A 22,819-nucleotide genomic window follows, 5' to 3' on the forward strand; every position below is an offset into this window, starting at 1 on the left:
CTGCCTGCGACTTCCTGCACCCAAGGCCCCGGGAACAAAAGCTGCCGACCTGCCGTTGACCACTTCGACAGTTGAGTGAACTCGACTCAAGTCTGGGTTGACACGGTAGGGTCGATCGGAGCAGTCTTGAGTGCGGTGCACTCAGACCCCTAGCAGGACTATTCAGGAGGCAAAACCATGGCTCGTGCGGTCGGAATCGACCTCGGGACCACCAACTCCGTCGTCGCGGTACTTGAAGGCGGCGACCCGGTTGTGATCGCCAACTCGGAGGGCTCCCGCACCACTCCGTCGGTTGTCGCGTTCGCGCGCAACGGCGAGGTGCTGGTCGGACAACCCGCCAAGAACCAGGCGGTGACCAACGTCGACCGCACCATCCGGTCGGTCAAGCGTGAAATGGGCACCGACTGGTCCATTGAGATCGACGGCAAGAAGTACACCGCGCAGGAGATCAGCGCGCGCGTGCTGATGAAGCTGAAGCGCGACGCCGAGAGTTACCTCGGTGAGGACATCACCGACGCGGTGATCACCGTCCCCGCGTACTTCAACGACGCCCAGCGTCAGGCCACCAAGGAGGCCGGGCAGATCGCCGGGCTCAACGTGCTGCGCATCGTCAACGAACCGACCGCCGCGGCGCTGGCCTACGGGCTGGACAAGGGCGAGAAGGAACAGACCATCCTGGTCTTCGACCTCGGTGGCGGTACCTTCGACGTCTCGCTGCTCGAAATCGGTGAGGGTGTCGTCGAGGTCCGCGCGACCTCGGGTGACAACCACCTCGGCGGCGACGACTGGGATCAGCGCATCGTCGACTGGCTCGTCGAAAAGTTCAAGGGCACCAGCGGCATTGACCTGACCAAGGACAAGATGGCCATGCAGCGGCTGCGTGAGGCCGCCGAGAAGGCGAAGATCGAACTGTCGAGCTCGCAGAGCACGTCGATCAACCTGCCCTACATCACCGTCGATGCGGACAAGAACCCGTTGTTCCTCGACGAGCAGCTGACGCGCGCCGAATTCCAGCGCATCACACAGGATCTGCTGGACCGCACGCGCAAGCCGTTCCAGTCGGTGATCGCCGACACCGGAATCTCGGTGGCCGACATCGACCATGTCGTGCTCGTCGGCGGTTCGACGCGTATGCCCGCTGTCTCCGACCTTGTCAAGGAGATGACCGGCGGCAAGGAGCCCAACAAGGGCGTCAACCCGGATGAGGTTGTCGCGGTGGGCGCCGCCCTGCAGGCCGGCGTGCTCAAGGGTGAGGTGAAAGACGTTCTGCTGCTTGACGTCACGCCGCTGTCCCTCGGTATCGAAACCAAGGGCGGCGTGATGACCAAGCTGATCGAGCGCAACACCACGATCCCGACCAAGCGGTCGGAGACCTTCACCACGGCCGACGACAATCAGCCGTCGGTGCAGATCCAGGTCTATCAGGGTGAGCGTGAAATCGCTTCGCACAACAAGCTGCTCGGCAGCTTCGAGCTGACCGGTATCCCGCCGGCTCCGCGCGGTGTGCCGCAGATCGAGGTCACCTTCGACATCGACGCCAATGGCATCGTGCATGTCACGGCCAAGGACAAGGGCACCGGCAAGGAGAACACGATTCGAATCCAGGAGGGCTCCGGCCTTTCCAAGGAGGAGATCGACCGGATGATCAAGGATGCCGAGGCGCACGCCGACGAGGATCGGAAGCGTCGCGAGGAGGCCGACGTCCGCAACCAGGCGGAGTCGCTGGTCTACCAGACGGAGAAGTTCGTCAAGGAGCAGCGCGAAGCCGAAGGCGGAAGCAAGGTTCCCGAGGACACCTTGACCAAGGTGGACAGTGCCATCGCAGAAGCGAAGTCAGCGCTCGAAGGCACCGACATCTCGGCGATCAAGTCCGCGATGGAGAAGTTGGGTGTCGAGTCGCAGGCACTGGGACAGGCCATCTACGAGGCCACCCAAGCCGACCAGGGCGCCGGTGGCGCAGGGTCTGACGCCGGTTCGGCCGGGCCTTCGCAGGACGACGTCGTGGACGCCGAGGTTGTCGAAGATGACCGGGAGAACAAGTGAGCCAGAACGATTCGCACGAGCCGGTGACTGTCACCGACAAACGGCGTATCGATCCCGAGACTGGCGAAATTCGTGAAGCCGCTACCGGCCCGGCCCCCAGTGGGCCGGCGCCGGCGGCGGAGGGATCGACGTCCGAAGAAGTCACCGAGCTGAAATCCACCCTGCAGCGGGTGAAGGCGGAGTACGACAACTACCGCAAGCGCGCGTTGCGTGATCAGCAGTTGGCCGCCGAGCGGACCAAGGTCGCCGTCGTCACCCAACTGCTCCCGGTGCTCGACGACCTCGATCGCGCCCGCAGCCACGGGGACCTCGAGTCCGGCCCGTTGAAGTCGGTCGCCGACAAGCTCGCGACCGCGCTTGAGGGGCTTGGGCTTTCCGGCTTCGGCGACAAGGGCGACGAATTCGACCCGGCACTGCATGAGGCCGTTCAGCACGAGGGCGAGGGGACCCATCCCATCGTCGGCTCGGTGATGCGCCGCGGTTACAAGGTCGGCGACCAGGTGGTCCGCCATGCCCTCGTCGGTGTGGTCGACACGGTTCCGGACGTCGAGGAAGCCGGCGGCGGCCAAGACACGCCCGATAACGGCGACGAGCCGACCGATCAGGCCGCAGAATCGTAAGAACAATTACTACTGAGAACAGGTAAGGAGGTGACGCGGTATGGCCCAACGAGAATGGGTCGAGAAGGACTTCTACAAGGAGCTCGGCGTCTCCTCTGAGGCCAGCGCCGACGAGATCAAGCGGGCGTACCGGAAGTTGGCCCGCGATCTACATCCCGACACCAACTCCGATCCGAGCGCCGCAGAGAGATTCAAGGCGGTGTCCGAGGCCCACAGCGTGCTGTCGGATCCGGCCAAGCGCAAGGAGTACGACGAAACCCGACGGCTGTTCGCAGGCGGCGGATTCGGCCGGGGCCGCTTCTCCGGCGGGAACTTCGGCGGATTCGGCGGCGACGGCGCCGAGTTCAACCTGAACGACTTGTTCGACGCGGCCGGGCAGACCGGCGGCGCGAACATCGGTGACCTGTTCGGCGGACTGTTCGGTCGCGGCGCTCAGCCTCGGCCCAGTCGGCCGCGGCGCGGCAACGATCTGGAGACCGAGACCGAGCTGTCGTTCATGGAGGCCACCAAGGGTGTGGCGATGCCGCTGCGGCTCACCAGCCCGGCGCCGTGCACGAATTGCCATGGCAGCGGGGCGCGTCCGGGCACCAGCCCGAAGGTGTGCCCGAACTGCAACGGGTCCGGCGTCGTCAGCCGCAACCAGGGCGCGTTCGGCTTCTCCGAACCGTGCACCGAATGCCGGGGCAGTGGGTCGATCATCGAGCACCCCTGCTCGGAGTGCCAAGGCACCGGGGTGACCACCCGTACCCGCACCATCAACGTGCGGATTCCGCCGGGCGTCGAGGACGGCCAACGGATCCGGTTGGCGGGGCAGGGCGAGGCTGGTCTGCGCGGAGCGCCATCGGGCGACCTGTATGTGACCGTTCATGTCAGGCCGGACAAGGTGTTTGGTCGTGACGGTGATGACCTGACGGTTTCCGTTCCCGTCGCATTCCATGAGTTGGCGCTTGGTACAACGCTTTCGGTGCCGACACTGGAAGGCAAAGTCGGTGTTCGGGTGCCCAAGGGCACATCCGACGGGCGCATCCTTCGGGTGCGTGGACGTGGGGTGCCGAAGCGCTCCGGTGGGCACGGCGACTTGCTCGTCACAGTCAAGGTCGCGGTGCCGCCGAACCTCGAAGGGGAAGCGGCCGAGGCGCTGGAGGCCTACGCGAAAGCCGAGCGCGCCAGTGGATTTGATCCGCGCGCCGGATGGGCAGGTGCGTGATGGCATCCAAACGCAGCGACGAAGCCCGTACGTTTCTGATTTCGGTGGCCGCCGAGCTGGCCGGCATGCATGCGCAAACGCTGCGCACGTACGACCGGCTCGGCCTGGTCAGCCCGCAACGCAGTTCGGGAGGCGGGCGCCGCTACTCCCAGCACGACGTCGATTTACTGCGCGAGGTGCAGCGGCTGTCGCAGGACGAGGGCGTGAACCTGGCCGGTATCAAGCGCATCATCGAGCTGACGAACCAGGTCGAGGCGCTGCAGTCGCGGATTCGCGAAATGTCCCAGGAGCTAGAGGAATTGCGGGCGCGCCAGCGTCGCGATGTCGCGGTGGTGCCGAAGAGCACAGCGGTCGTCGTCTGGCAGCCGCGCAACAAACGCTAGGGCGGCACACGGTTCTCGGTGACTACCGATGTGCCCGCCTCGTAGCGACAACCCGCTGACCTGCGGTTCGCTCGGAATTTGTCGCTGATTCGACTCACGCCGATAACACGCTGAACTGCGCAAACGCCATTGTCGCTACGAGCCGGGCAACTCGCATCCCGGCCGGGCCTTCAGTCCACTTTGATCGAGAACACCGTGGTGTCCGGCTCATTCGGCTGCGCGCTGCGGTAGCCGCCGCTTCGCAAAGCATCCGTCGGCGCGGTCATCGGCTCGAAGCAGATGACCGTCTCGCCCGCCGGCGCGAACACCTGTGCCGCCGGGTAACCCCGCTCAAAGCACACCTCGAGCCGACGCGCGCCGCCGGAGACCGCGAACACTGCGCCCTCGGACACCTGATCGAAACCGTCGTCAAACAGCTTGTCGCCCAACGGCTCTGCAACAGCTGGGCTTTCGGACACCGCGCCGTTGGGAATGCCGGTGTCGTCGAGTATCAGGTGACGCATCGTGGGCATCTCGACCTGCCACTCGGCTCTCGGCACATCGGCCAGTTGCAGGTATGGGTGATACCCGTAGGCCAGCGGCACGGCCTTGTCCGCGGTAGGCGTCACCGTCGTGCTGACCGTCAGCGTCCGTGCAGACAGCTCAACGGCCACCTCGAGCAGATGCGGGAACGGGAAGCTGGCAAGCAGTTCGTCGTGCGCACCGAAATCCAATACAGCCGTGAGCTTCTGCTCGGAGACCTCTTGTGTCCGCCATCCGGGATACGCCGCAAGCAGACCGTGAATCGGTAAGCCATTGTTGTCGACGCGCACACCGTAGGCGTCCGGCGCGAGCGTCACCGTCTCGCCGTTGACGTCGTATGCCCTGGCGCTCAACCGGTTTGCCCACGGATACAACAGCGGAATGCCCATCGTCTTGCCCGCCGACACATAGGCGTCCAGTCCGCGGCGCTGGCCGAGCAGTTCGACGCCGTCGTCCTTCAGCGACGTGCCGATCATGCCTGCGCCGGGCACGTAGGTCGCAGACAACGACGACGACGGGTCACGCAGTGTGACGGTCTCGAACTCCGGCATGGTTGCCGATCCTGCCACGCCTAGCTGGCGAGTGGATCGTGTTGTATGCGCTCAACCGGTGCGCCCTTGGCGACCAGTGCAGCCTTGGTGGCCTCCACCATCGCGGGCCCACCGCAGATCAGGATCTGCCGGTCGCCCCAGCCGCCGTAGCGCGTCACCACATCCGGCAGCAGACCGGCCTGTCGCACATGCAGACCCCGCGGCGGCTCGACGTCGGGATAGTCGGCGGCCCACGGCGGATCGGTGTTGAACTCCGACACCGGCGTCACCGACAGCCACGGGTTCGTCGACGCGATCTGCCACAGCGTGCGCAGGTCGTAGAGCTCGCTGGGATAGCGGGCGCCGAAGAACAGGTGCACCCGCGGGTTCTCGCCGTAGCGGGTCAGGTCCATGATCAGCGCGCGCAACGGCGCAAGGCCCGTGCTGCCCGCGACCATCAGCACATCACCGCCGTCCCTGTCGATGTGCATGCCCCCGTGCGGGTTGGACAACCGCCAGCGGTCGCCCGGTTTGGTCTCGCCGACGATCGCGGTGCTCACCATGCCACCGGTGACCGAGCGGATGTGGAACTCGATGGCGCCGCCGCGGTCTGCCGGGATCGCCGGGCTGAGGTAGCGCCAGCGTCGCGGCCACTGCGGCACTTGGACCGTGACGTACTGGCCGGGGTGGTAGTACAGCGGCTGATCCAGCTGCAACCGGACCACCGACACGTCACGGGTGATCCGCAGGTGCTCGATGACGGTGCCGTCGCGGAAGGGTGGTCCCTTCTCGGCGTCGGCCGCGCCGCGCATCACCCCGGTGATCAGCGTGACGGCGTCTTGGGCGGCGCCTGCGAGCCTGTCGTCCCAACTCTCGATCAAGTGACTGCGCAACGTCGTCAACAGCGCGTCCTGCATGCTGTCGTAATGCCGTTGCGAGACACCGTATTTGCGGTGGTCGCGGCCCAGCTGCGCGAGGAAGGCCACCGGCTCCTCGGCGCGCTGGGCGATCAACTCGGAGAACAACCACGTGATCGCCGTGGCGAACGCTGCGCGCTGTGCGGCCATATCGGGTGGGAAGAGGTCGCGCGCCGAGGTGTCGATCGCGAACCAGCGGGTGTAGAACCGCCGGATCAGTGGATCGGACCCCAGCGCAGGATCGACGGCGTTGCGCAGCAGCAGCAGCGCGTCACGGTCCTCGAGTCCCACGCCGCCCGAGTTTAGGCGCGCTCCGAGGAGCGCTGGCGAACGGCGGCGAGCACGATCAGCCCGATACCGGCAACGGTCCAGCAGGTCAGCACCGCGATCGCGGTGGTCGCGCCTGCGCCGTCGAAGAAGGCGGTCGACCGCAGCAACGTAGCCGTCGCACCCTGCGGTAACCACTGGCCGAGGGTGCCCCACCCGCTCGGCAGCATTTCGGGCGCACTGGTCAGCCCCGACAGCGGGTTGCCCAACAGCAGCGCCAACAGTGCGCCGACGGCAAGGCCGACGCGGCCGAACACCGAGCCCAGGCCCAGCATCGACAGCCCCGCAGCCAGCAGGCCCAGCGTGAGGCCGGCCGCGACACCCCAGATGCTCTGGTTGATCGAGCCGAATACATACCGCAGCAGCGCCGCGATCGTGACACCTGCCCCTGCGGCGAACACCACGGCGGCGACGAAGCGGGTCCACACCTCACGCTTGAGGAACAGCACCAGCGCGACGGCGGGTAGCAGGCCGCCCAATGTGATCGGCAGCGCCGAGGCGGCCAGGCCTGCGCCGCGCGGGTCATTCGCGGTCGGCGGCGCGAGGTCCTCGGTGCGCAGTGGCACGCGCGCTTGTTGCGCGATGCCGTTGCCCATCTGCGTCAGCAGCTGCGCGACCACCGGGCTGCCGCCCGTGGCGATCAACAGACTCCGACCGTCCGGGCCGAACGAAATGCCGCCGTACACATCGCGATTGCGGATTGCGTCGCGCAGCGCCGCCTCACCGGGGTAGTAGGTGATGGCGAATGCACCGGGAGCGTGTTGCTCGAGCATGTCGGCCACTTGGCCGCTGGCGGCTTGAGGGCCCGCCGCACCGATCGGGATGTGGTGCGGCTTGGAGCGGGCGGCAGGCAACGCGAACGCGATCGCGAGGATCGCCAGCGCGACGATGAGCGCGGCGAGGATCCCGGTGGCACGAATCGCGGCCGGCGGCTCGTGAACGGGTGACGCGTGGTGGGTGTGCTGTACGGGCGTGCCCAGCGGTGTCCCAGTCATGGTGAGTCCTTTTCATCCGACGTTGAATTAATCGCTGTGTGTGAGGGTAGCTCTGTAGTGGATGAATTTCAACAGCCATTGAAATGCTACTGTCGAGACATGCCGCTACCAGCGAAGACGACGAAGCGCAGGGGCCGGCGCCAGGGCGAACCGGTGTCCCGCGACGCGGTGCTGGCGGCGGCGAAGCAGCGTTTCGCCAGCGAAGGTTTCGAAAGAACCACCCTGCGCGCCATCGCCCAGGACGCCAAGGTCGACCCGTCGATGGTGCTGTATCTGTTCGGGTCGAAGGAGGCGCTGTTTCGCGAGTCGCTGCGCTTGATCCTCGACCCCGACGCGCTGGTGGCCGCACTCACCGGAGACGACGACCCCGATATCGGCACCCGGATGGTGCGCACATATCTGCGGATCTGGGAGACGCCGGACAGCGCGGCAAGCATGCGGGCGATGTTGCAGTCGGCGACGTCGAACTCCGACGCACACGACGCGTTCCGGGGCTTCGTGCAGGACTACGTGCTGACGTCGGTGTCGGGGGTATTGGGCGGCGACGAGCATGCCAAGCTGCGGGCAATGCTGGCGGCCAGTCAACTGGTCGGAACGGCCATGCTGCGCTACATCATCGAGGTGCCGCCGCTGTCGACGCTGTCGGCCGACGAGGTGGTGGCGCTGATCGCGCCGACGGTGACGCGGTACTTGACGGCCGACGCCGCCGAGCTCAAGCTCCCCGAGCTATAACCCGTGAATTCCCTTGTACAGCACCAGAAGACCGATCACGACCAAGATGGCGGCGACGAGTGCGGCATGCTGCTGTTCCATCCAGTCCTTGAGGCGGCGCAGCGGCTCGTCGAGCCGGTCACCGGACACCGCGTAGGCAAGGATCGGAATCGCCACCGTCGACCCGGCTATCACCACGTACCACACGACGCCGGCCCACACGTGCGTGCTACCGAGCCCCGCCGTGCCGATCGCGAAACCCGCTGCGGCGCACATGAATAACACCTTGGGGTTGACGACGGTCAGTGCTGCCGCGGCGAGTCCTGCCCGCAGCGGGTTCAGCTTGCCTAGGCTCTGCATCCAGCCCGGCGTATGCGCGGCCTGTTTGCGGGTCAGCCAGCGGTAGCCGCCGAACACGATCAGCGCGGCGCCGACCACCACGCGCACCCACGACGCCCATGCGGGTGGCTTGTTGAGATCGGTTAGCAGACTTGAGATCTCGAGGAACACCACGGTAAGCGCGGCCAGGCCGATGAGCCAGCCGGCCAAGAAGGACAGCGCCGTCGGTCGCGGCCGCGGGGTGTGCAACACCAACACCGCGGGAATGATCGATAGCGGCGAGAGTGCGACGACCAACGCCAGCGGGATGAGTTCGGTGAGCACTATATGTATTGACCGGCCTGGTAGCGGCAGGCCTTCCAATCGGCGCCGTCGCGACGGAATTCCACGTCGAAGGTCTTGGCGTCCGCACGGTTGGCGGCCTGGAAGCGAACGTTGGCCACCGCGTCCACACCGGTCACCCGAACCGAATTGATGGTGATCTGCGTGGGCCCGTCGGATTTGCGACTCGCATACCAACCCGACTCGAAGCCTGCGGCCTTGCGCATGTCGTCACACAGATGTGCGGCGAACCCGGTGAAGTCGGTCCGGTTGTAAGAGCCATTCATGCCGTCGAGGACCGCGCGGACCTGGTCCTCGTCGGTGTTTGCTTGGGCAGGCGCGGGCGAGAGCAGGGCCAAGCCGGCGACGACCGCTGGCAGAACTACGCGACGCACCGACCAAGCCTGACCCATTACTTGCGGAGCACTGGGGCGGCACGCCGAAAAAAGTCAGACTTGAGCGGAACAGACTCAACCTTGACGACGTTGAACTTCGCGAGAAGCATTTTCTAGACGAATGGAGGTGTCGTGGACTCGTTCAACCCGACGACCAAGACCCAGGCGGCGCTGACCGCGGCGTTGCAGGCGGCCACCGCCGCAGGCAACCCGCAGATCACGCCCGCCCACTTATTGATGGCACTGCTCACCCAGAACGATGGCATTGCCGCGCCGCTGTTGGAGGCCGTCGGCGTCGAACCCGCGACTATCCGTGCCGAGACGCAACGGCTCCTCGACCGGCTGCCCAGCGCCAGCGGCGCTGCCTCGCAGCCGCAGCTGAGCCCGCAGTCGCTGGCCGCGATCACCGCGGCCCAGCATCTCGCCACCGAGATGGACGACGAGTACGTCTCGACCGAGCACTTGATGGTCGGCCTGGCCGGAGGCTTGGGCGGCTCGGCCGCCGCTGGCGAATCCGACGTCGCCAAGCTGCTGACCGGCCACGGCGCCTCACCGCAAGCGCTGCGTGAGGCGTTCGTCAAGGTCCGCGGCAGCGCCCGCGTCACCAGCCCCGACCCCGAGGGCAGCTACCAGGCGTTGGAGAAGTACTCCACGAACCTGACTGAGCGCGCCAGGGAAGGCAAGCTCGACCCGGTTATCGGGCGCGACAACGAGATTCGTCGCGTCGTGCAGGTGCTCTCGAGGCGCACCAAGAACAACCCGGTGCTGATCGGCGAGCCCGGCGTCGGCAAGACCGCGATCGTCGAGGGCCTGGCCCAGCGCATCGTCGCGGGCGACGTCCCGGAGAGCCTGCGCGACAAGTCCGTCGTCTCACTGGACCTCGGCTCGATGGTCGCAGGCGCGAAGTACCGCGGTGAGTTCGAGGAACGGCTCAAGGCCGTGCTCGACGACATCAAGAACTCCGCGGGGCAGATCATCACGTTCATCGACGAGCTGCACACCATCGTCGGCGCGGGAGCGACCGGCGAGGGCGCGATGGACGCGGGCAACATGATCAAGCCGATGCTGGCCCGCGGTGAGCTGCGCCTGGTCGGTGCGACCACGCTCGACGAGTACCGCAAGTACATCGAAAAGGACGCAGCGCTCGAACGCCGCTTCCAGCAGGTGTTCGTCGGCGAGCCGTCGGTGGAAGACACCGTCGGCATCCTGCGCGGGCTCAAGGACCGCTACGAGGTGCACCACGGCGTGCGCATCACCGACTCGGCGCTGGTCGCGGCGGCCACGCTGTCCGATCGCTACATCACCGCGCGGTTCCTGCCGGACAAGGCGATCGACCTGGTCGACGAGGCCGCCTCCCGGCTCCGCATGGAGATCGACTCCCGGCCCGTCGAGATCGACGAGGTCGAGCGGCTGGTCCGTCGCCTCGAGATCGAGGAGATGGCGCTGGCCAAGGAGGAGGACGCGGCATCGAAGGAACGGCTCGAGAAGCTGCGCGCCGAACTGGCCGACCAGAAGGAGAAGCTGGCCGAGCTGACCACCCGCTGGCAGAACGAGAAGAGCGCCATCGACGTGGTCCGCGAGCTCAAGGAACAGCTGGAGACGTTGCGCGGCGAGGCCGACAGGGCAGAACGCGACGGCGATCTGGCCAAGGCGTCGGAACTGCGGTATGGCCGCATCCCCGAGGTCGAGAAGAAGCTCGACGCGGCGCTGCCGCACGCCGAGGCCCGCGAGGACGTCATGCTCAAGGAAGAGGTCGGGCCCGACGACATCGCGGACGTGGTGTCGGCGTGGACCGGCATTCCGGCCGGCCGGATGCTCGAGGGCGAAACCGCCAAGCTGCTGCGGATGGAAGACGAGCTGGGCAAGCGCGTCGTCGGGCAGCGCAAGGCCGTGCAGGCCGTGTCCGATGCGGTGCGGCGCAGCCGTGCCGGGGTGGCCGATCCGAACCGGCCGACGGGCTCGTTCATGTTCCTCGGCCCGACAGGCGTCGGTAAGACCGAGCTGGCCAAGGCGCTGGCGGAGTTCCTGTTCGACGACGAACGCGCCATGGTCCGCATCGACATGAGCGAGTACGGCGAAAAGCACTCCGTCGCCCGACTCGTCGGTGCGCCTCCCGGCTACATCGGCTACGACCAGGGCGGTCAGCTGACCGAAGCGGTGCGACGGCGGCCGTACACGGTGATCCTGTTCGACGAGATCGAAAAGGCCCATCCCGACGTGTTCGACGTGCTGTTGCAGGTACTCGACGAGGGCAGGCTGACCGACGGCCAGGGCCGCACGGTCGACTTCCGCAACACGATCCTGATCCTGACGTCCAACCTGGGTTCAGGCGGGACCGAAGAGCAGGTGATGGCCGCGGTGCGCTCGGCATTCAAACCCGAGTTCATCAACCGGCTCGACGACGTGATCATCTTCGCCGGCCTCGAGCCCGGTGAGCTGGTGGCCATCGTCGACATCCAGTTGGCGCAGCTGCAGAAGCGGCTGGCACAGCGGCGGCTCACGCTGGAGGTTTCCCTGCCTGCCAAGCAGTGGCTCGCCCAGCGCGGGTTCGACCCGATCTACGGCGCCCGTCCGCTGCGCAGGCTGATCCAGCAGGCCATCGGCGACCAACTCGCCAAGATGCTGCTGGCCGGTGAGGTGCACGACGGCGACGTGGTGCCCGTCAACGTCAGCGCGGACGGGAACTCACTGGTCCTGGGCTGACACCGATACGCAAAGGCCCCGCACGCTTCGGCGTGTCGGGGCTTTTTGCGAAAGCCGGCGCTGATATGGGGTTGTGATCCTGTTGAGTTCGGGAATACCAGGACCTAACAGATAGGCTTGGTGCAATGGTCCCGCTCTGGTTCACGCTGTCTGCACTCTGTTTCGTGGGTGCGGCCGTGCTGCTGTATGTCGACATCGACCGTCGACGCGGCCTGGGCCGCCGCCGCAAGTCCTGGGCGAAGTCGCACGGGTTCGACTACGAGCACGAATCGCACGACATCCTCAAGCGCTGGAAGCGCGGCGTGATGTCCACTGTCGGCGACATCAGCGCCAAGAACGTCGTGCTCGGGCAGATCCGCGGCGAGGCGGTGTTCATCTTCGACCTCGAGGACGTCGCGACAGTTATCGCGCTGCACCGCAAGGTCGGCACCAACGTCGTCGTCGACCTGCGGCTGAAGGGAATCAAGGAGCCGCGCGAGAACGACATCTGGCTGCTCGGCGCGATCGGCCCGCGAATGGTGTACTCCACCAACCTCGATGCGGCCCGCCGCGCCTGCGACCGGCGGATGGTGACGTTCGCCCACACCGCGCCCGATTGCGCGGAAATCATGTGGAACGAACAGAACTGGACGCTGGTGTCGATGCCGGTCACCAGCACGCGCGCGCAGTGGGACGAAGGCCTGCGCACCGTGCGCCAGTTCAACGACCTGCTGCGGGTGCTGCCACCGATCCCGCAGACCACCACGGGTCAGCCCGTCGCGCGCCGTAGCGGTTCGCCGAGCAGGCCGCTGACGCCGGCGCCTGGACGCGCTGAATCTCTTCCGCCGGGCCGCGCCGATGTCCTCCCGCCGTCGCGCCCCGAAGCGGGCCGCTACGCCGCACGCCCCGAGGCCGGTCGCGCCGAAGGTGTGCGGCGTCCGCCGCCACCCTCGCGTAATGGTCGGCAGTCTCCGCACTACCAGCGGTAAGTAATGTCTAGGGCATGTCTCGCCCCGTCGCACTGATCACTGGACCCACGTCCGGGCTCGGCGCGGGGTTCGCCCGCCGCTACGCCATCGACGGCTACGACCTCGTGCTGGTCGCGCGCGATGCCGAGCGGCTGGAGTGCCTCGCCGCCGAACTGCATGACGAGGCAGGCGCCGGCGTCGAGGTGCTCGTCGCCGACCTGTCTCAGGAAGCCGACCGCGCCAAGGTGGCCGATCGGCTGGCCGCAGGGGTGCGGGTTCTGGTCAACAACGCGGGATTCGGTACCTCAGGCGAATTCTGGACCGCGGACTACGCGAAGCTGCAAGCCCAGCTCGACGTCAACGTCACCGCGGTGATGCAGCTGACGCACGCTGCGCTGCCTCCGATGCTGGCAGCCAACGAGGGCACCGTGATCAACGTCGCCAGTGTCGCTGGGCTGCTGCCGGGCCGCGGTTCGACGTACTCGGCGTCCAAGGCGTGGGTGATCGCGTTCTCCGAGGGGCTGGCCAATGGCCTCACCGAAACGGCGGTCGGGGTGCACGCGCTGTGTCCTGGCTTCGTGCACACCGAGTTTCATGCGCGCGCGGGCATCGAGATGAGCGGCACGCCGTCGTTCCTGTGGCTCGAGGTCGACGACGTGGTCCGCGAATGCATGGCCGACGTCGCGAAGGGCAAGGTCGTCATCGTGCCGGGTCTGCAGTACAAGGCGCTCACCACCGGCGGCCGGGTGATTCCGCGAAACCTGTTGCGGGCCATGACGAAAGTCGTCGGCAAGGGCCGGAACAGAACTTGAGCCGCACGTAAATGCGCGCACTCATCGCCATGATGGCGGCGATCGTCATGGTCGCCTCGGCATGCTCTGGCGACGACGCCAGACCCGCGCCCTATGCCACGCAGGCTGCGGCCATCGGTCAGTCGCTTTCGGTGCTCGGTTGGAACATCTCGGTGTCGAATCTGCGGTTCGACGCCGACAATGTCCTCATCGACGTCGACGCCTCAGCGGCGAAGAAGGATGCGCCGCACACCAAACCCGAGGACATCCGATTCGGCCTGTACGGCGCGTTGGCGCATCCGGTCGAGGCCAACGCGCTCGGCGGCTGTAAAGACGTGACAAACCTTGCGGTACAACCATTGTCGGCTCCGAATCCGGACCGGATGACCGGCACGGTGTGCCTGGGTCCGCAGCGCGACCAGTCCCAGGTCCGCGGTGTCTACGTGTACTCGCCACACGAGCGCATTCCCGACACGGCTGCGGCCTACCCCGCGGCGTTCCCCATCGGCCTGCTGCCAACCAACGAGAACGACACCGGGCTGGTGCTGAAGACGTCGAGCCTCGACGCCTTCCGCGCCGACGGTGACCAGCTCGACCCGTCGGCCATCGGTGACCCAAACGCGTTCTCCGGCAACGGTTACATGCTGCTGGGCCTCGAAATCGACGGTCTGGCAGCGCGATACCGCGACGATTCGGCGCGCCGCGGTGGTCCGATGATGGTGCTGGTGGCGCCGACGCTGCCTGCCCCCGGGCTGAGCCACGCCTGCGACGTCTACGGCTCCTCGGTGCTCGTTCTGCCCGACGCGTCGCGCGACGCCGTTCAGGTCCGTGTCTCGCTGTGCACGCAGGGCGACATCAACGCGGCGCTGCTGTACGCGACCGTGTCGATGGTCGGCACCCACGCCGGGCTGTGGACCACGAAATGATGGATGCGGGTCCCACCGAATGGGGCGAGACGCCCGGCGTCGGCCCATGGCAGGGCCCGCTCCCCGACGATCCGCGTTACGACCCCGCGCTGTTGCGCGAAGGCGACACGCGCAACGTCGTTGACGCATACCGGTACTGGACGCGCGACGCGATCATCGCCGACATCGACAAGCGCAGGCACCCGCTGCACATCGCGATCGAGAACTTCGGCAACGACGCGAACATCGGCGCCGTGGTGCGCACGGCCAACGCGTTCGCCGTCGACACCGTGCACATTGTCGGCAGGCGACGCTGGAACCGGCGCGGCGCCATGGTCACCGATCGCTATCAACGCCTGTCGCACCACGACACCACCGCCGAGCTGTTGAGTTTCGCCGCGGACAACGGCCTCACCGTCGTCGCCGTCGACAATGTGCCCGGCGCGGCACGCATCGAACACACCGCGTTGCCGCGGGAATGCCTGCTGATCTTCGGCCAGGAGGGCCCCGGCATCACCGAAGAGGCGAGGGCGGGCGCAGCGGTCACGGTGTCGATCGCGCAGTTCGGCTCGACCCGCAGCATCAACGCCGGAGTTGCTGCGGGCATCGCCATGCACACCTGGATCACTCAACATGGGGACATTTCGGCGGCCTGGTAGGGCAGGATCGACAGCATGGATCAGGTATGGGCCAACCGCGCCGCGAGCGCGGAGGCCGCGATTGCCAAGCGCCATCTGAAGCGACTGTGGAAATTGCCTGGGACCCAACTCGGTGTGGTGTCGTGGCCGCCGACGCGGCACGACGCCGAATTCCGCACATGGCACTACTGGTGGCAGGCGCATCTACTGGACTGCCTGGTCGACGCGCAGCTGCGCGACCCGCAACCCGAGCGAATCACGAAGATAACCAGGCAGATCCGGTCACATCGGTTGCGCAACAACTTCTCCTGGATCAACAACTACTACGACGACATGGCGTGGCTGGCGCTCGCGCTGGAACGGGCAGGGCGGCTCGCGGGAGTCGAACGTCCGAATGCGCTGAAGAAACTGTCCGAGCAATTCCTCAACGCGTGGGTGCCTGAGGACGGCGGCGGCATCCCGTGGCGCAAGCAGGATCAGTTCTTCAACGCCCCCGCCAATGGACCCGCCGGAATCTTCCTGGCCCGGTACGACGACCGGCTGCGGCGTGCGCAACAGATGTCGGACTGGATCGACGAAACCCTCATCGATCCCGAGACCCACCTGGTGTTCGATGGCATCAAGGCCGGCTCACTGGTGCGCGCCCAGTACACGTACTGCCAGGGTGTGGTGATCGGACTGGACGTCGAGTTGGCGGCGCGCACCAAAGACCCGCAGCACGCTGCGCGGGTCCACCGGCTCGTCAAGGCCGTGCGCGACAACATGACCACCGACGGGATCATCAAGGGTGCCGGCGGCGGCGACGGCGGTCTGTTCAACGGCATCCTGGCCCGCTATCTGGCGTTGACAGTCACCACGCTGCCCGGCGACTCACCCGAAGACACCGAGTCCCGCGACATCGCCCGCACACTGGTGCTCAGCTCCGCACAAGCGGCGTGGGACAATCGCCAAAACGTCGACGGCCTGCCGCTGTTCGCGGCGTTCTGGGATCGGACCGCCGAATTGCCAAGGGCCGGTGGGAAATCGGCAGAGTTCGTCGAGGGGGCCGTGAACGCCTCCGCGATTCCCGAGCGAGACCTGTCCGTCCAGTTGTCGGGCTGGATGCTGATGGAAGCCGCCCACGCGGTCACCGCAGACGAGTGACCACCCCGGCCGTTCCGCGGATAGTCCGGATGCTGCCTGGCCGGTTCAACCGCGATCCCAAGGCGCCAGGCACGAAGGAGAACGCCGCAGCTGCGCTCCTGCTCGCCGCCACCCTCGCGGCAATTCTGTGGGCCAATTCCCCTTGGGCGCGTACCTATTGGACGTTGTTGGACACTCACGTCGGCTTCAGCTTCGGCGAGCACAGCTACGAACTGACCGTCAAGCATCTCGTCAACGACGGCCTGATGGCATTCTTCTTCTTCATCGTCGGCCTCGAAGTCACCAGTGAATTCACCATCGGTGAGCTCACCGACCGGGCGCGGGCGGCAGTGCCCGTGGTCGCGGCGATCGCGGGCCTCACGGTGCCCGCGATCATCTTCCTGCTGTTCAACCCGTCGGGAGAGAACGCGCAGGCGTGGGGAGTGGTGATCTCCACCGACACCGCGTTCCTCATCGGCGCGCTGGCCATCATCAAGCCCAAATACCCTGCCCGGCTGCGGATCTTCCTGCTGACGCTGGCCGTTGTCGACGACATCGGCGCGCTGTGCGTGATCGCATTGTTCTACTCCGATCACATCGACGTCGGTGCACTGATCGTCTCGGTCGCGTTGCTCGCCGCGGTCGCGTTGGTCCGGTTTCTGCCCGCTGTGCGCGGTCCGGCCTACGCGCTGCTCGGATTCGCGCTGTGGATAGCGCTTTTCGCAGCAGGCATACACCCGACGCTGGCCGGGGTCGCGGTCGCGCTGCTCATTCCGGTATTCACGCCCGACCGCAGGCAGGTCGAGCAGACCGTCGACATCATCCGGGCCTTTCGGCAGTCGCCCAACTCGCAGTACGCCCGCGCTGCCACCCGCGGTCTGCGCGAGTCGATTTCGATCAACGAACGGCTGCAAACCGCGGTCGGGCCCTATGTCTCGTTCGTCGTGTTGCCGCTGTTCGCGTTGGCCAACGCGGGGGTGCGACTCGACGCCGACAGCGTCACGGGCGCGCTGGGTTCGACGCTGACGTGGGGCATCATCGCGGGCCTGGTGATCGGAAAGTTCGTCGGTATCACCGGCGCGACGTGGTTCATGCAACGCACCGGCCTCGGACGGCTGGCACCAGGAGGCACGCTTCGCCGGGCAGCGGGTGGTGCGGCGTTGTCCGGAATCGGTTTCACCATTTCGCTTTTCATCGTCGACATCGCGATCGCCGAACCCGCGCGGCAGGATCAGGCGCGCGTCGGCGTCCTGCTTGCCTCCGCAATCGCGTTCCTGGCCGGGTGGGCCATCTTCCGGGTCACTGACTGGCTGAGTCCGCCGGAACCGGTGGGCCTCAAGCTGATTCGGCCGGTCGACCCCGATCGCGATCACATCCGCGGTGATCCGCACGCCCCGCTGACACTCGTTGAGTACGGCGACTACGAGTGCCCGTTCTGCAGCCGGGCCACGGGCGCAATCGACGAGGTGGCCGAGCATTTCGGCAAGCGCCTGCGCTATGTGTGGCGCCACCTGCCGCTCGAACGCGTGCATCCTCGTGCGTTCGACGCGGCCAGGGCGGCGGAGGCGGCGGGCCTGCAGGGCAAGTACTTCGAGATGGGCAAGATGCTGTTCGCGCATCAGGACGATCTGGAATGGTCGGACATCTACCGCTACGCCAACGAAATAGGCCTCGACCTCGAACGGTTCGATCAGGACGTCCGTGTGCATCCGACCAAGGTGTTGCACCGGGTGCAGGACGACGCGCAGGACGCGGAGTTGATGGACCTCAACTCGACGCCGACCTTCTTCGTCAACGGCAAGCGGCACAAGGGCCCGTGGGATTCGGCGAGCCTGATCCGCGCGTTGGAGAGCTAGCTTTCGGCGGCAGGCTCGCCAGTCGTCTTCTTCGCCCGGCGCCGCTTGTACCACTCGATCAACATCGGCGTGATCGACGCGAGCGCAATGAGGATGAAGATCGGTTCGAGCAGTTTCTGAATGATCTCGAACTGGCCGAGGCCGTAGCCGAGCAGCGTGAGGCCGAGCCCCCAGACCACGGCGCCGATCACGTTGAAGAGCGTGAAGGTGCCGTAGCTCATGCGCGCGGCGCCCGCCGTGATCGGCGCGAGGGTCCGCACGATCGGCACGAAGCGGGCGAGCACGATGGCGAACGGCCCGCGCTCCTCGAAGAACGTGTGGGCCTCGTCGAGGTAGCGCTGCTTGAGCACGCGCGCGTTGGGCTTGAACATTGCGGTGCCCACGTACCGGCCGATGAAGTACCCGACCTGACCGCCGAGAATCGCGGCGATCGGGATGAACACGAGCAACTGCCAGAGTTGGAAGTCGGCCTGGCCGGCGGCGGCCGTTCCCGCGGCGAGCATGCCCGCCACGAACAGCAGCGTGTCGCCGGGCAGCACCGGGAACAGAATCCCCGACTCGATGAACACCACCACCAGCAGCCCGACCAGGGCCCACGCCCCGAAGTAGCCGATGAGCTTGATCGGGTCCAGGAAGTCCGGCATCAGCGCCAGCTGAGTTGCGGCCGCCGTTAGGGCCGGGGTGGTGTCCATGGCCACCCAAGATACCGGCGGTGCCCTGAAGGGCTGCTGTGCCGGCGTTAGGGTCGGCTATGACCTCCCACAAAGCCGTACATGTTGCGTCAGCCAATGCGCCATTGACCCTCGTCGACGTCGAGACCTCGCCACCTGGCCCTGGCCGCGTCCGCATCACCGTCGCCGCCTGCGGTGTCTGCGGAACCGACCACGGCTTCGTCGTAGGCGGCTTTCCGAACATGACCTGGCCGCTGACCCCGGGACACGAGATCGCGGGGACGATCGCGGAGTTGGGCGAGGGTGTCGAGGGATTCGCCGTCGGTGACCGGGTTGCGGTCGGCTGGTTCGGTGGCAACTGCAACCGCTGCATTCCCTGCCGCCAGGGCAAGTTCATGCAGTGTGTGAACGGCGAGGTGCCGAGCTGGCATTACCCGGGCGGCTACGCGGAGTCGGTGACAGCACCTGCCACCGCGCTTGCGCGCATCCCGGACGAGCTGTCGTTCAGCGAGGCGGCGCCGATGGGCTGCGCGGGTGTGACGACGTACAACGCGCTGCGGCGGACCAGGGCCGTGGCAGGGGACCGGGTCGCTGTGCTCGGCATCGGCGGGCTCGGCCACCTCGGCGTGCAGTGGGCGCGGGCGATGGGCTTCGAGACCATCGCGATCGCCCGCGGCGCGGACAAGGAGGCCAACGCCCGCGAACTGGGCGCCCACCATTACATCGATTCCCGGGCCGAAGATGTCGCCGCGGCACTGCAGGCGCTTGGCGGCGCATCGGTTGTCCTCGCCACGGCGGCCAATTCCCAGGCGATGGCCGACACCGTCGGCGGGTTGGCGGCCGAGGGTGAGCTCGTCATCGTCGGCGTGACCGCCGACCCGTTGCCCATCGCGCCCATCCAACTGATCACCCCCGGCCTTTCGGTACAGGGGCATCCGTCGGGCACCTCGCGCGACGTCGAGGAGACGATGCACTTCGCCGTGCTGTCTGGCGTGCGTGCGTGGATCGAGGAGCGACCGCTGGTCGAGGCCGCCGAGGCGTACGCGGCGATGGAGGAGGGACGTGCGCGCTACCGCATGGTCCTGACTATGTGACCCCGACCGCGTTGAAGGCGTCGGTGATCGCCTGCTGCTGGGTCGTCGTGAAGCCGAGGTCTTTCGCTGTGTTCAGCACAGCGGATCGCCCGTCGGCGAACGTCGCGTTGGTCGGCAGCTTGTAGAGCGAGCCGTAGAAGACCGCGGCCCACGTCGCGCTGGAAACGCTGCTCGTGCGGCTGTCTGTCATCATCTTGTAGGCCGCGAAATTGAAGATGCCGCTGTTGGTGTGGACGCCGCCGTAGTCGGCGGTCCCGGTGTAGCGGTTGGCGTAGTTGGTCGGCTGGCCGTACTTGGCGGGATTGGACATGTCGCGGATGGCGCAGCCGGACCATTTACCGCAGCCGTAGTCCTCTGCGATCAGCCACCTGCCGGTGCCCGTCTTGTTTTCGATCAGGCTGCCGATGATGTCGGCATAGGACTCGTTGAGCGCCCCCGACTCTCCTTGATAGATCAGCCCATTGCCGTTTGCGACGGCGTATTGCACGACACCGTGGGTGTATTCGTGGCCGACCACGTCGAGCGCCGCCTCGAAGTCGTGGCCGAACACCAGGATCTTCAGACTCGGGTCCCAATAGGCGTTGTTGTAGGTGTTGGGCAGCGTGCTGACGCGCAGCGCCGAACCGAGGCCGTCGAATGCCATGCGTCCCAGATTGTTTCGATAATAGTCGTAAACCACTTCGGTGTTCGCGTGGGCCGACACCGCCGATTTGTTCCAGCCCGCCCACCACGCCTTGGTGACCAAGGTGCCAGGAGCACTCGACGTCGACGACGCGGCGTACGTGCTGACGCTGCGCGTGACATCGTTGAAGCGATAGCTGTTACTGCTCTGCTGGTACTGGACGGTGATGGTGCGGCTCTTGCTCTTCAGGTCGGTAGCGGTCTTGGTGGTCGTCACCCATGCCGTCGATGCGTCCGCCAGATTGGAGTTCGCCGCGAACACATCGCCCGCGTTCTCGCCGTTGGCATAGACGTAGTACGTCGTGCTGATGACTGGCATCGTGGCGTCGGCATCTGTCGGAATCACGGTGGTGTACACCGTGATTCGGTGCGCCAGGCTGGGCGCCACAGCGGGGTCGACGTCGTAGATGACGCGCTCACTTTGCATTGCCACCTCGGCGAGGATGGCGGCCACCTCGGTGGAATCGTCCCCCTGGGCGGCCAGGCTGTCGGCCAGCGCAGCGCGGGCCGCCGCCATCGCCACCGTGTCGTCGTCGACGGTCGACGTGGTGTCGACGTCGGTGATGCCCTTGCGGTAACTGCTGAAAACGCCTGTGACCGTGCCGCTTCCGTCGGTGACCAGCACCACCTGGCTGGCCAGGGTTGGCACCCCGTCGACGGTCGGCTGCAGGCGGTAGATCACTTCCGTCGGTGCGCCTGCGTCGCCAAGCTGCAAGGCCTGGCTGGTGATGTTCGTTTCGGAGGCGAATCCGGCGGGCGCACCCAGCAGCCCGGCGACGTAGTTCATCGCCAGCGCGGCGCCCGCGTTGTCTCCGACGATGGTGTGGGTGAACGTGCCGTCGATGGCCCGCACTGTGCCGTCGTTGTTCGCGTTCAGGCTCGCCTTGCCGTCGGCGACCAGCCGGACCAGCTCGGCGGCGTCCAGGACCTCGTCGTTGGCTTCCGTGGCACCGGCGGGCAGCACGGACACCAGGACCGTCGCCGTCGTGGTGCCGACACCGTCGGCATGCCAGTGCGCGTGAGCGTTGAGTTCGCTGACGGCGACGGTGAACGTGTCGACGCCGCCGGATGCGCCCAGCTCCTCATCGGGGGTGTAGACGAAACGGCCGGTGTGCGGATCCACCGTCACGGTGCCGTTCGCCGGTCCCGTGACCACGCGCATCGTGAGCGGGTCCTGCTCGGCGTCGGCGGTGGAGATCACGCCCGTCACGACCCCGGTCTCGGACTGGCTGGTGGTGACGGGTCCGAACCCGACCTGCGGGGACCTGTTGAAGAGGGTCTGTTCGAACTGGCGCCGCACCCACGCCAACATCACCCACAGCGTCGGTGGCTCCGCGGGGGCCAGCGGTTGGTCCGTTAGTGTCGGCGCCAACCCAACCAGTGAGGCCAGGCCTGCGGCAAGGGACACCACCCGGTGCGCGGCCGCGGTGATCGGGTCGGTCGGCGCCAAGACGGCCGTGGCGGACCCCGACACCGGGCTGATCAACGCCGTGGTCGTGACGAACCGTGGCGCGGGCGCGGTGAGTTGCGCGCTGGTCGAGGCCGTTTGGGTGCTGTTCGCCGCGGGGGCTGCGGTCGAGATAGAGGTCACCGTGTCGGCGGACACGGTCGAGGTGGGGCGGGTGGTCTGCGCGGCTTCGGCGTCGGTTGACCCGCTGCGCTTTGCGGTCTTCGCGGTTTCGGTCGACGTCTTCGCCTGGGTCCCGGCATCCGCCGTGCTGACCGTGGCGTCAGACGCCACGGTGGTGTTGGCGCCCCCGCTTGCCTGCACCGTCCCATCGCGGGGACCTGAGGCCACGGTCGCGTACGACTTGACGGTATCCGAGGCATCCGAGCCCGACGCCGGAGTCGGGGCCGGCGTATTCGCCGCTGCCGAATCCTGTTGACTGTCAGTCGATTCCGAGGTGGTACTGCTCTGCGTCGACCCGGTGGTATCGGGTTCGGCCACCGCAACGCCGGGTGACGTCGCTACTGCCGCGCCGATACCCAGCGCGACCGCCAACGCTCCGACCCGCCCGACGTAGCGCGCAAACCCCCCAGGCGACTCCATAATGACGCCAAGGATAATATTTTTCTCGCCGTCAATTCTTCTTTTCCGCGG

The 22,819-nt window shown here is 66.7% G+C and carries 20 protein-coding genes; 13 read left to right on the plus strand and 7 right to left on the minus strand.

Features of this window, described 5'->3' with window-relative positions; translation table 11 throughout:
- Positions 1–177: 177 nt before the first annotated feature.
- From dnaK to J3E61_RS11885, 4 genes are read left to right on the plus strand one after another with little or no spacing between them, the layout of a single operon-like run.
- On the plus strand, positions 178–2,043 hold the full coding sequence (dnaK, locus tag J3E61_RS11870) for a molecular chaperone DnaK (protein ID WP_192725695.1): 1,866 nt from the start codon (positions 178–180) through the stop codon (positions 2,041–2,043).
- A complete protein-coding gene (gene grpE / locus J3E61_RS11875; protein ID WP_210083677.1) occupies positions 2,040–2,663 on the plus strand; it encodes a nucleotide exchange factor GrpE in 624 nt (207 codons plus the stop codon). The genes dnaK and grpE overlap by 4 nt, the downstream gene beginning before the upstream one ends.
- Before the next feature lie 40 nt (positions 2,664–2,703).
- Entirely contained in the window at positions 2,704–3,870 is a 1,167-nt protein-coding gene (gene dnaJ, locus J3E61_RS11880) for a molecular chaperone DnaJ (protein WP_192725693.1), read from the plus strand.
- On the plus strand, positions 3,870–4,253 hold the full coding sequence (locus J3E61_RS11885; protein ID WP_192725692.1) for a MerR family transcriptional regulator: 384 nt from the start codon (positions 3,870–3,872) through the stop codon (positions 4,251–4,253). The genes dnaJ and J3E61_RS11885 overlap by 1 nt, the downstream gene beginning before the upstream one ends.
- 170 nt (positions 4,254–4,423) lie before the next feature.
- Here J3E61_RS11885 and J3E61_RS11890 read toward each other — a convergent pair whose 3' ends face one another.
- Genes J3E61_RS11890 through J3E61_RS11900 form a run of 3 tightly spaced genes read right to left on the minus strand, consistent with a single transcriptional unit; the run spans position 4,424 to position 7,544 of the window.
- Positions 4,424–5,326: an aldose 1-epimerase gene (locus tag J3E61_RS11890; protein ID WP_210083678.1), complete on the minus strand. Its 903-nt coding sequence runs from the start codon at positions 5,324–5,326 to the stop codon at positions 4,424–4,426.
- Between the two features lie 20 nt (positions 5,327–5,346).
- Entirely contained in the window at positions 5,347–6,513 is a 1,167-nt protein-coding gene (locus tag J3E61_RS11895; protein ID WP_210083679.1) for a 2-polyprenylphenol hydroxylase, read from the minus strand.
- Between the two features lie 11 nt (positions 6,514–6,524).
- Entirely contained in the window at positions 6,525–7,544 is a 1,020-nt protein-coding gene (locus J3E61_RS11900; RefSeq protein ID WP_210083680.1) for an ABC transporter permease, read from the minus strand.
- A gap of 99 nt (positions 7,545–7,643) precedes the next feature.
- On the opposite strand from J3E61_RS11900, the gene J3E61_RS11905 reads away from it, so the two are divergent.
- Positions 7,644–8,276 (plus strand): TetR family transcriptional regulator, encoded by a 633-nt coding sequence (locus tag J3E61_RS11905; RefSeq protein WP_210083681.1) that lies wholly within the window; start codon positions 7,644–7,646, stop codon positions 8,274–8,276.
- Here J3E61_RS11905 and J3E61_RS11910 read toward each other — a convergent pair.
- Together J3E61_RS11910 and J3E61_RS11915 are read right to left on the minus strand one after the other, a co-directional pair.
- Positions 8,271–8,918, minus strand: coding sequence for a GAP family protein (locus tag J3E61_RS11910; protein WP_210083682.1), 648 nt, complete (start codon positions 8,916–8,918; stop codon positions 8,271–8,273). The two genes, J3E61_RS11905 and J3E61_RS11910, sit on opposite strands and share 6 nt — an antisense overlap.
- Positions 8,918–9,328 (minus strand): transcriptional regulator, encoded by a 411-nt coding sequence (locus J3E61_RS11915; RefSeq protein ID WP_192725686.1) that lies wholly within the window; start codon positions 9,326–9,328, stop codon positions 8,918–8,920. The genes J3E61_RS11910 and J3E61_RS11915 overlap by 1 nt, the downstream gene beginning before the upstream one ends.
- 114 nt (positions 9,329–9,442) lie before the next feature.
- Here J3E61_RS11915 and clpB point away from each other — a divergent pair, with 114 nt between their 5' ends.
- The 7 genes from clpB to nhaA all read left to right on the plus strand — a co-directional run bounded on the left by clpB (position 9,443) and on the right by nhaA (position 18,272).
- A complete protein-coding gene (clpB, locus tag J3E61_RS11920) occupies positions 9,443–12,013 on the plus strand; it encodes an ATP-dependent chaperone ClpB (protein WP_210083683.1) in 2,571 nt (856 codons plus the stop codon).
- Between the two features lie 125 nt (positions 12,014–12,138).
- A complete protein-coding gene (locus J3E61_RS11925; RefSeq protein ID WP_192725684.1) occupies positions 12,139–12,981 on the plus strand; it encodes a hypothetical protein in 843 nt (280 codons plus the stop codon).
- Between the two features lie 14 nt (positions 12,982–12,995).
- Complete coding sequence (locus J3E61_RS11930; protein ID WP_192725683.1) at positions 12,996–13,772, plus strand: SDR family NAD(P)-dependent oxidoreductase; 777 nt, start codon at positions 12,996–12,998, stop codon at positions 13,770–13,772.
- Between the two features lie 11 nt (positions 13,773–13,783).
- Entirely contained in the window at positions 13,784–14,677 is an 894-nt protein-coding gene (locus J3E61_RS11935; RefSeq protein WP_210083684.1) for a hypothetical protein, read from the plus strand.
- On the plus strand, positions 14,674–15,315 hold the full coding sequence (locus J3E61_RS11940) for an RNA methyltransferase (RefSeq protein WP_210083685.1): 642 nt from the start codon (positions 14,674–14,676) through the stop codon (positions 15,313–15,315). The genes J3E61_RS11935 and J3E61_RS11940 overlap by 4 nt, the downstream gene beginning before the upstream one ends.
- Before the next feature lie 15 nt (positions 15,316–15,330).
- Entirely contained in the window at positions 15,331–16,437 is a 1,107-nt protein-coding gene (locus tag J3E61_RS11945; protein WP_210083686.1) for a fructose-bisphosphate aldolase, read from the plus strand.
- A 29-nt stretch (positions 16,438–16,466) separates the two neighbouring features.
- Positions 16,467–18,272, plus strand: a complete 1,806-nt coding sequence (gene nhaA, locus J3E61_RS11950) for a Na+/H+ antiporter NhaA (protein ID WP_210085521.1) — start codon at positions 16,467–16,469, stop codon at positions 18,270–18,272.
- Here the strand turns inward: nhaA and J3E61_RS11955 are convergent.
- Positions 18,269–18,964 carry a VTT domain-containing protein gene (locus J3E61_RS11955; protein ID WP_210085522.1) on the minus strand — a complete coding sequence of 232 codons (696 nt, stop codon included), beginning with the start codon at positions 18,962–18,964 and terminating at the stop codon, positions 18,269–18,271. The two genes, nhaA and J3E61_RS11955, sit on opposite strands and share 4 nt — an antisense overlap.
- Before the next feature lie 59 nt (positions 18,965–19,023).
- On the opposite strand from J3E61_RS11955, the gene J3E61_RS11960 reads away from it, so the two are divergent.
- Entirely contained in the window at positions 19,024–20,037 is a 1,014-nt protein-coding gene (locus tag J3E61_RS11960; protein WP_192725678.1) for an alcohol dehydrogenase catalytic domain-containing protein, read from the plus strand.
- Here the strand turns inward: J3E61_RS11960 and J3E61_RS11965 are convergent.
- Entirely contained in the window at positions 20,030–22,768 is a 2,739-nt protein-coding gene (locus tag J3E61_RS11965; protein ID WP_210083687.1) for a M4 family metallopeptidase, read from the minus strand. The genes J3E61_RS11960 and J3E61_RS11965 overlap by 8 nt on opposite strands.
- Between the last annotated feature and the right edge of the window lie 51 nt (positions 22,769–22,819).

Source organism: Mycobacterium sp. OAE908 (genome assembly GCF_017872775.1).
Classification (GTDB): domain Bacteria; phylum Actinomycetota; class Actinomycetes; order Mycobacteriales; family Mycobacteriaceae; genus Mycobacterium.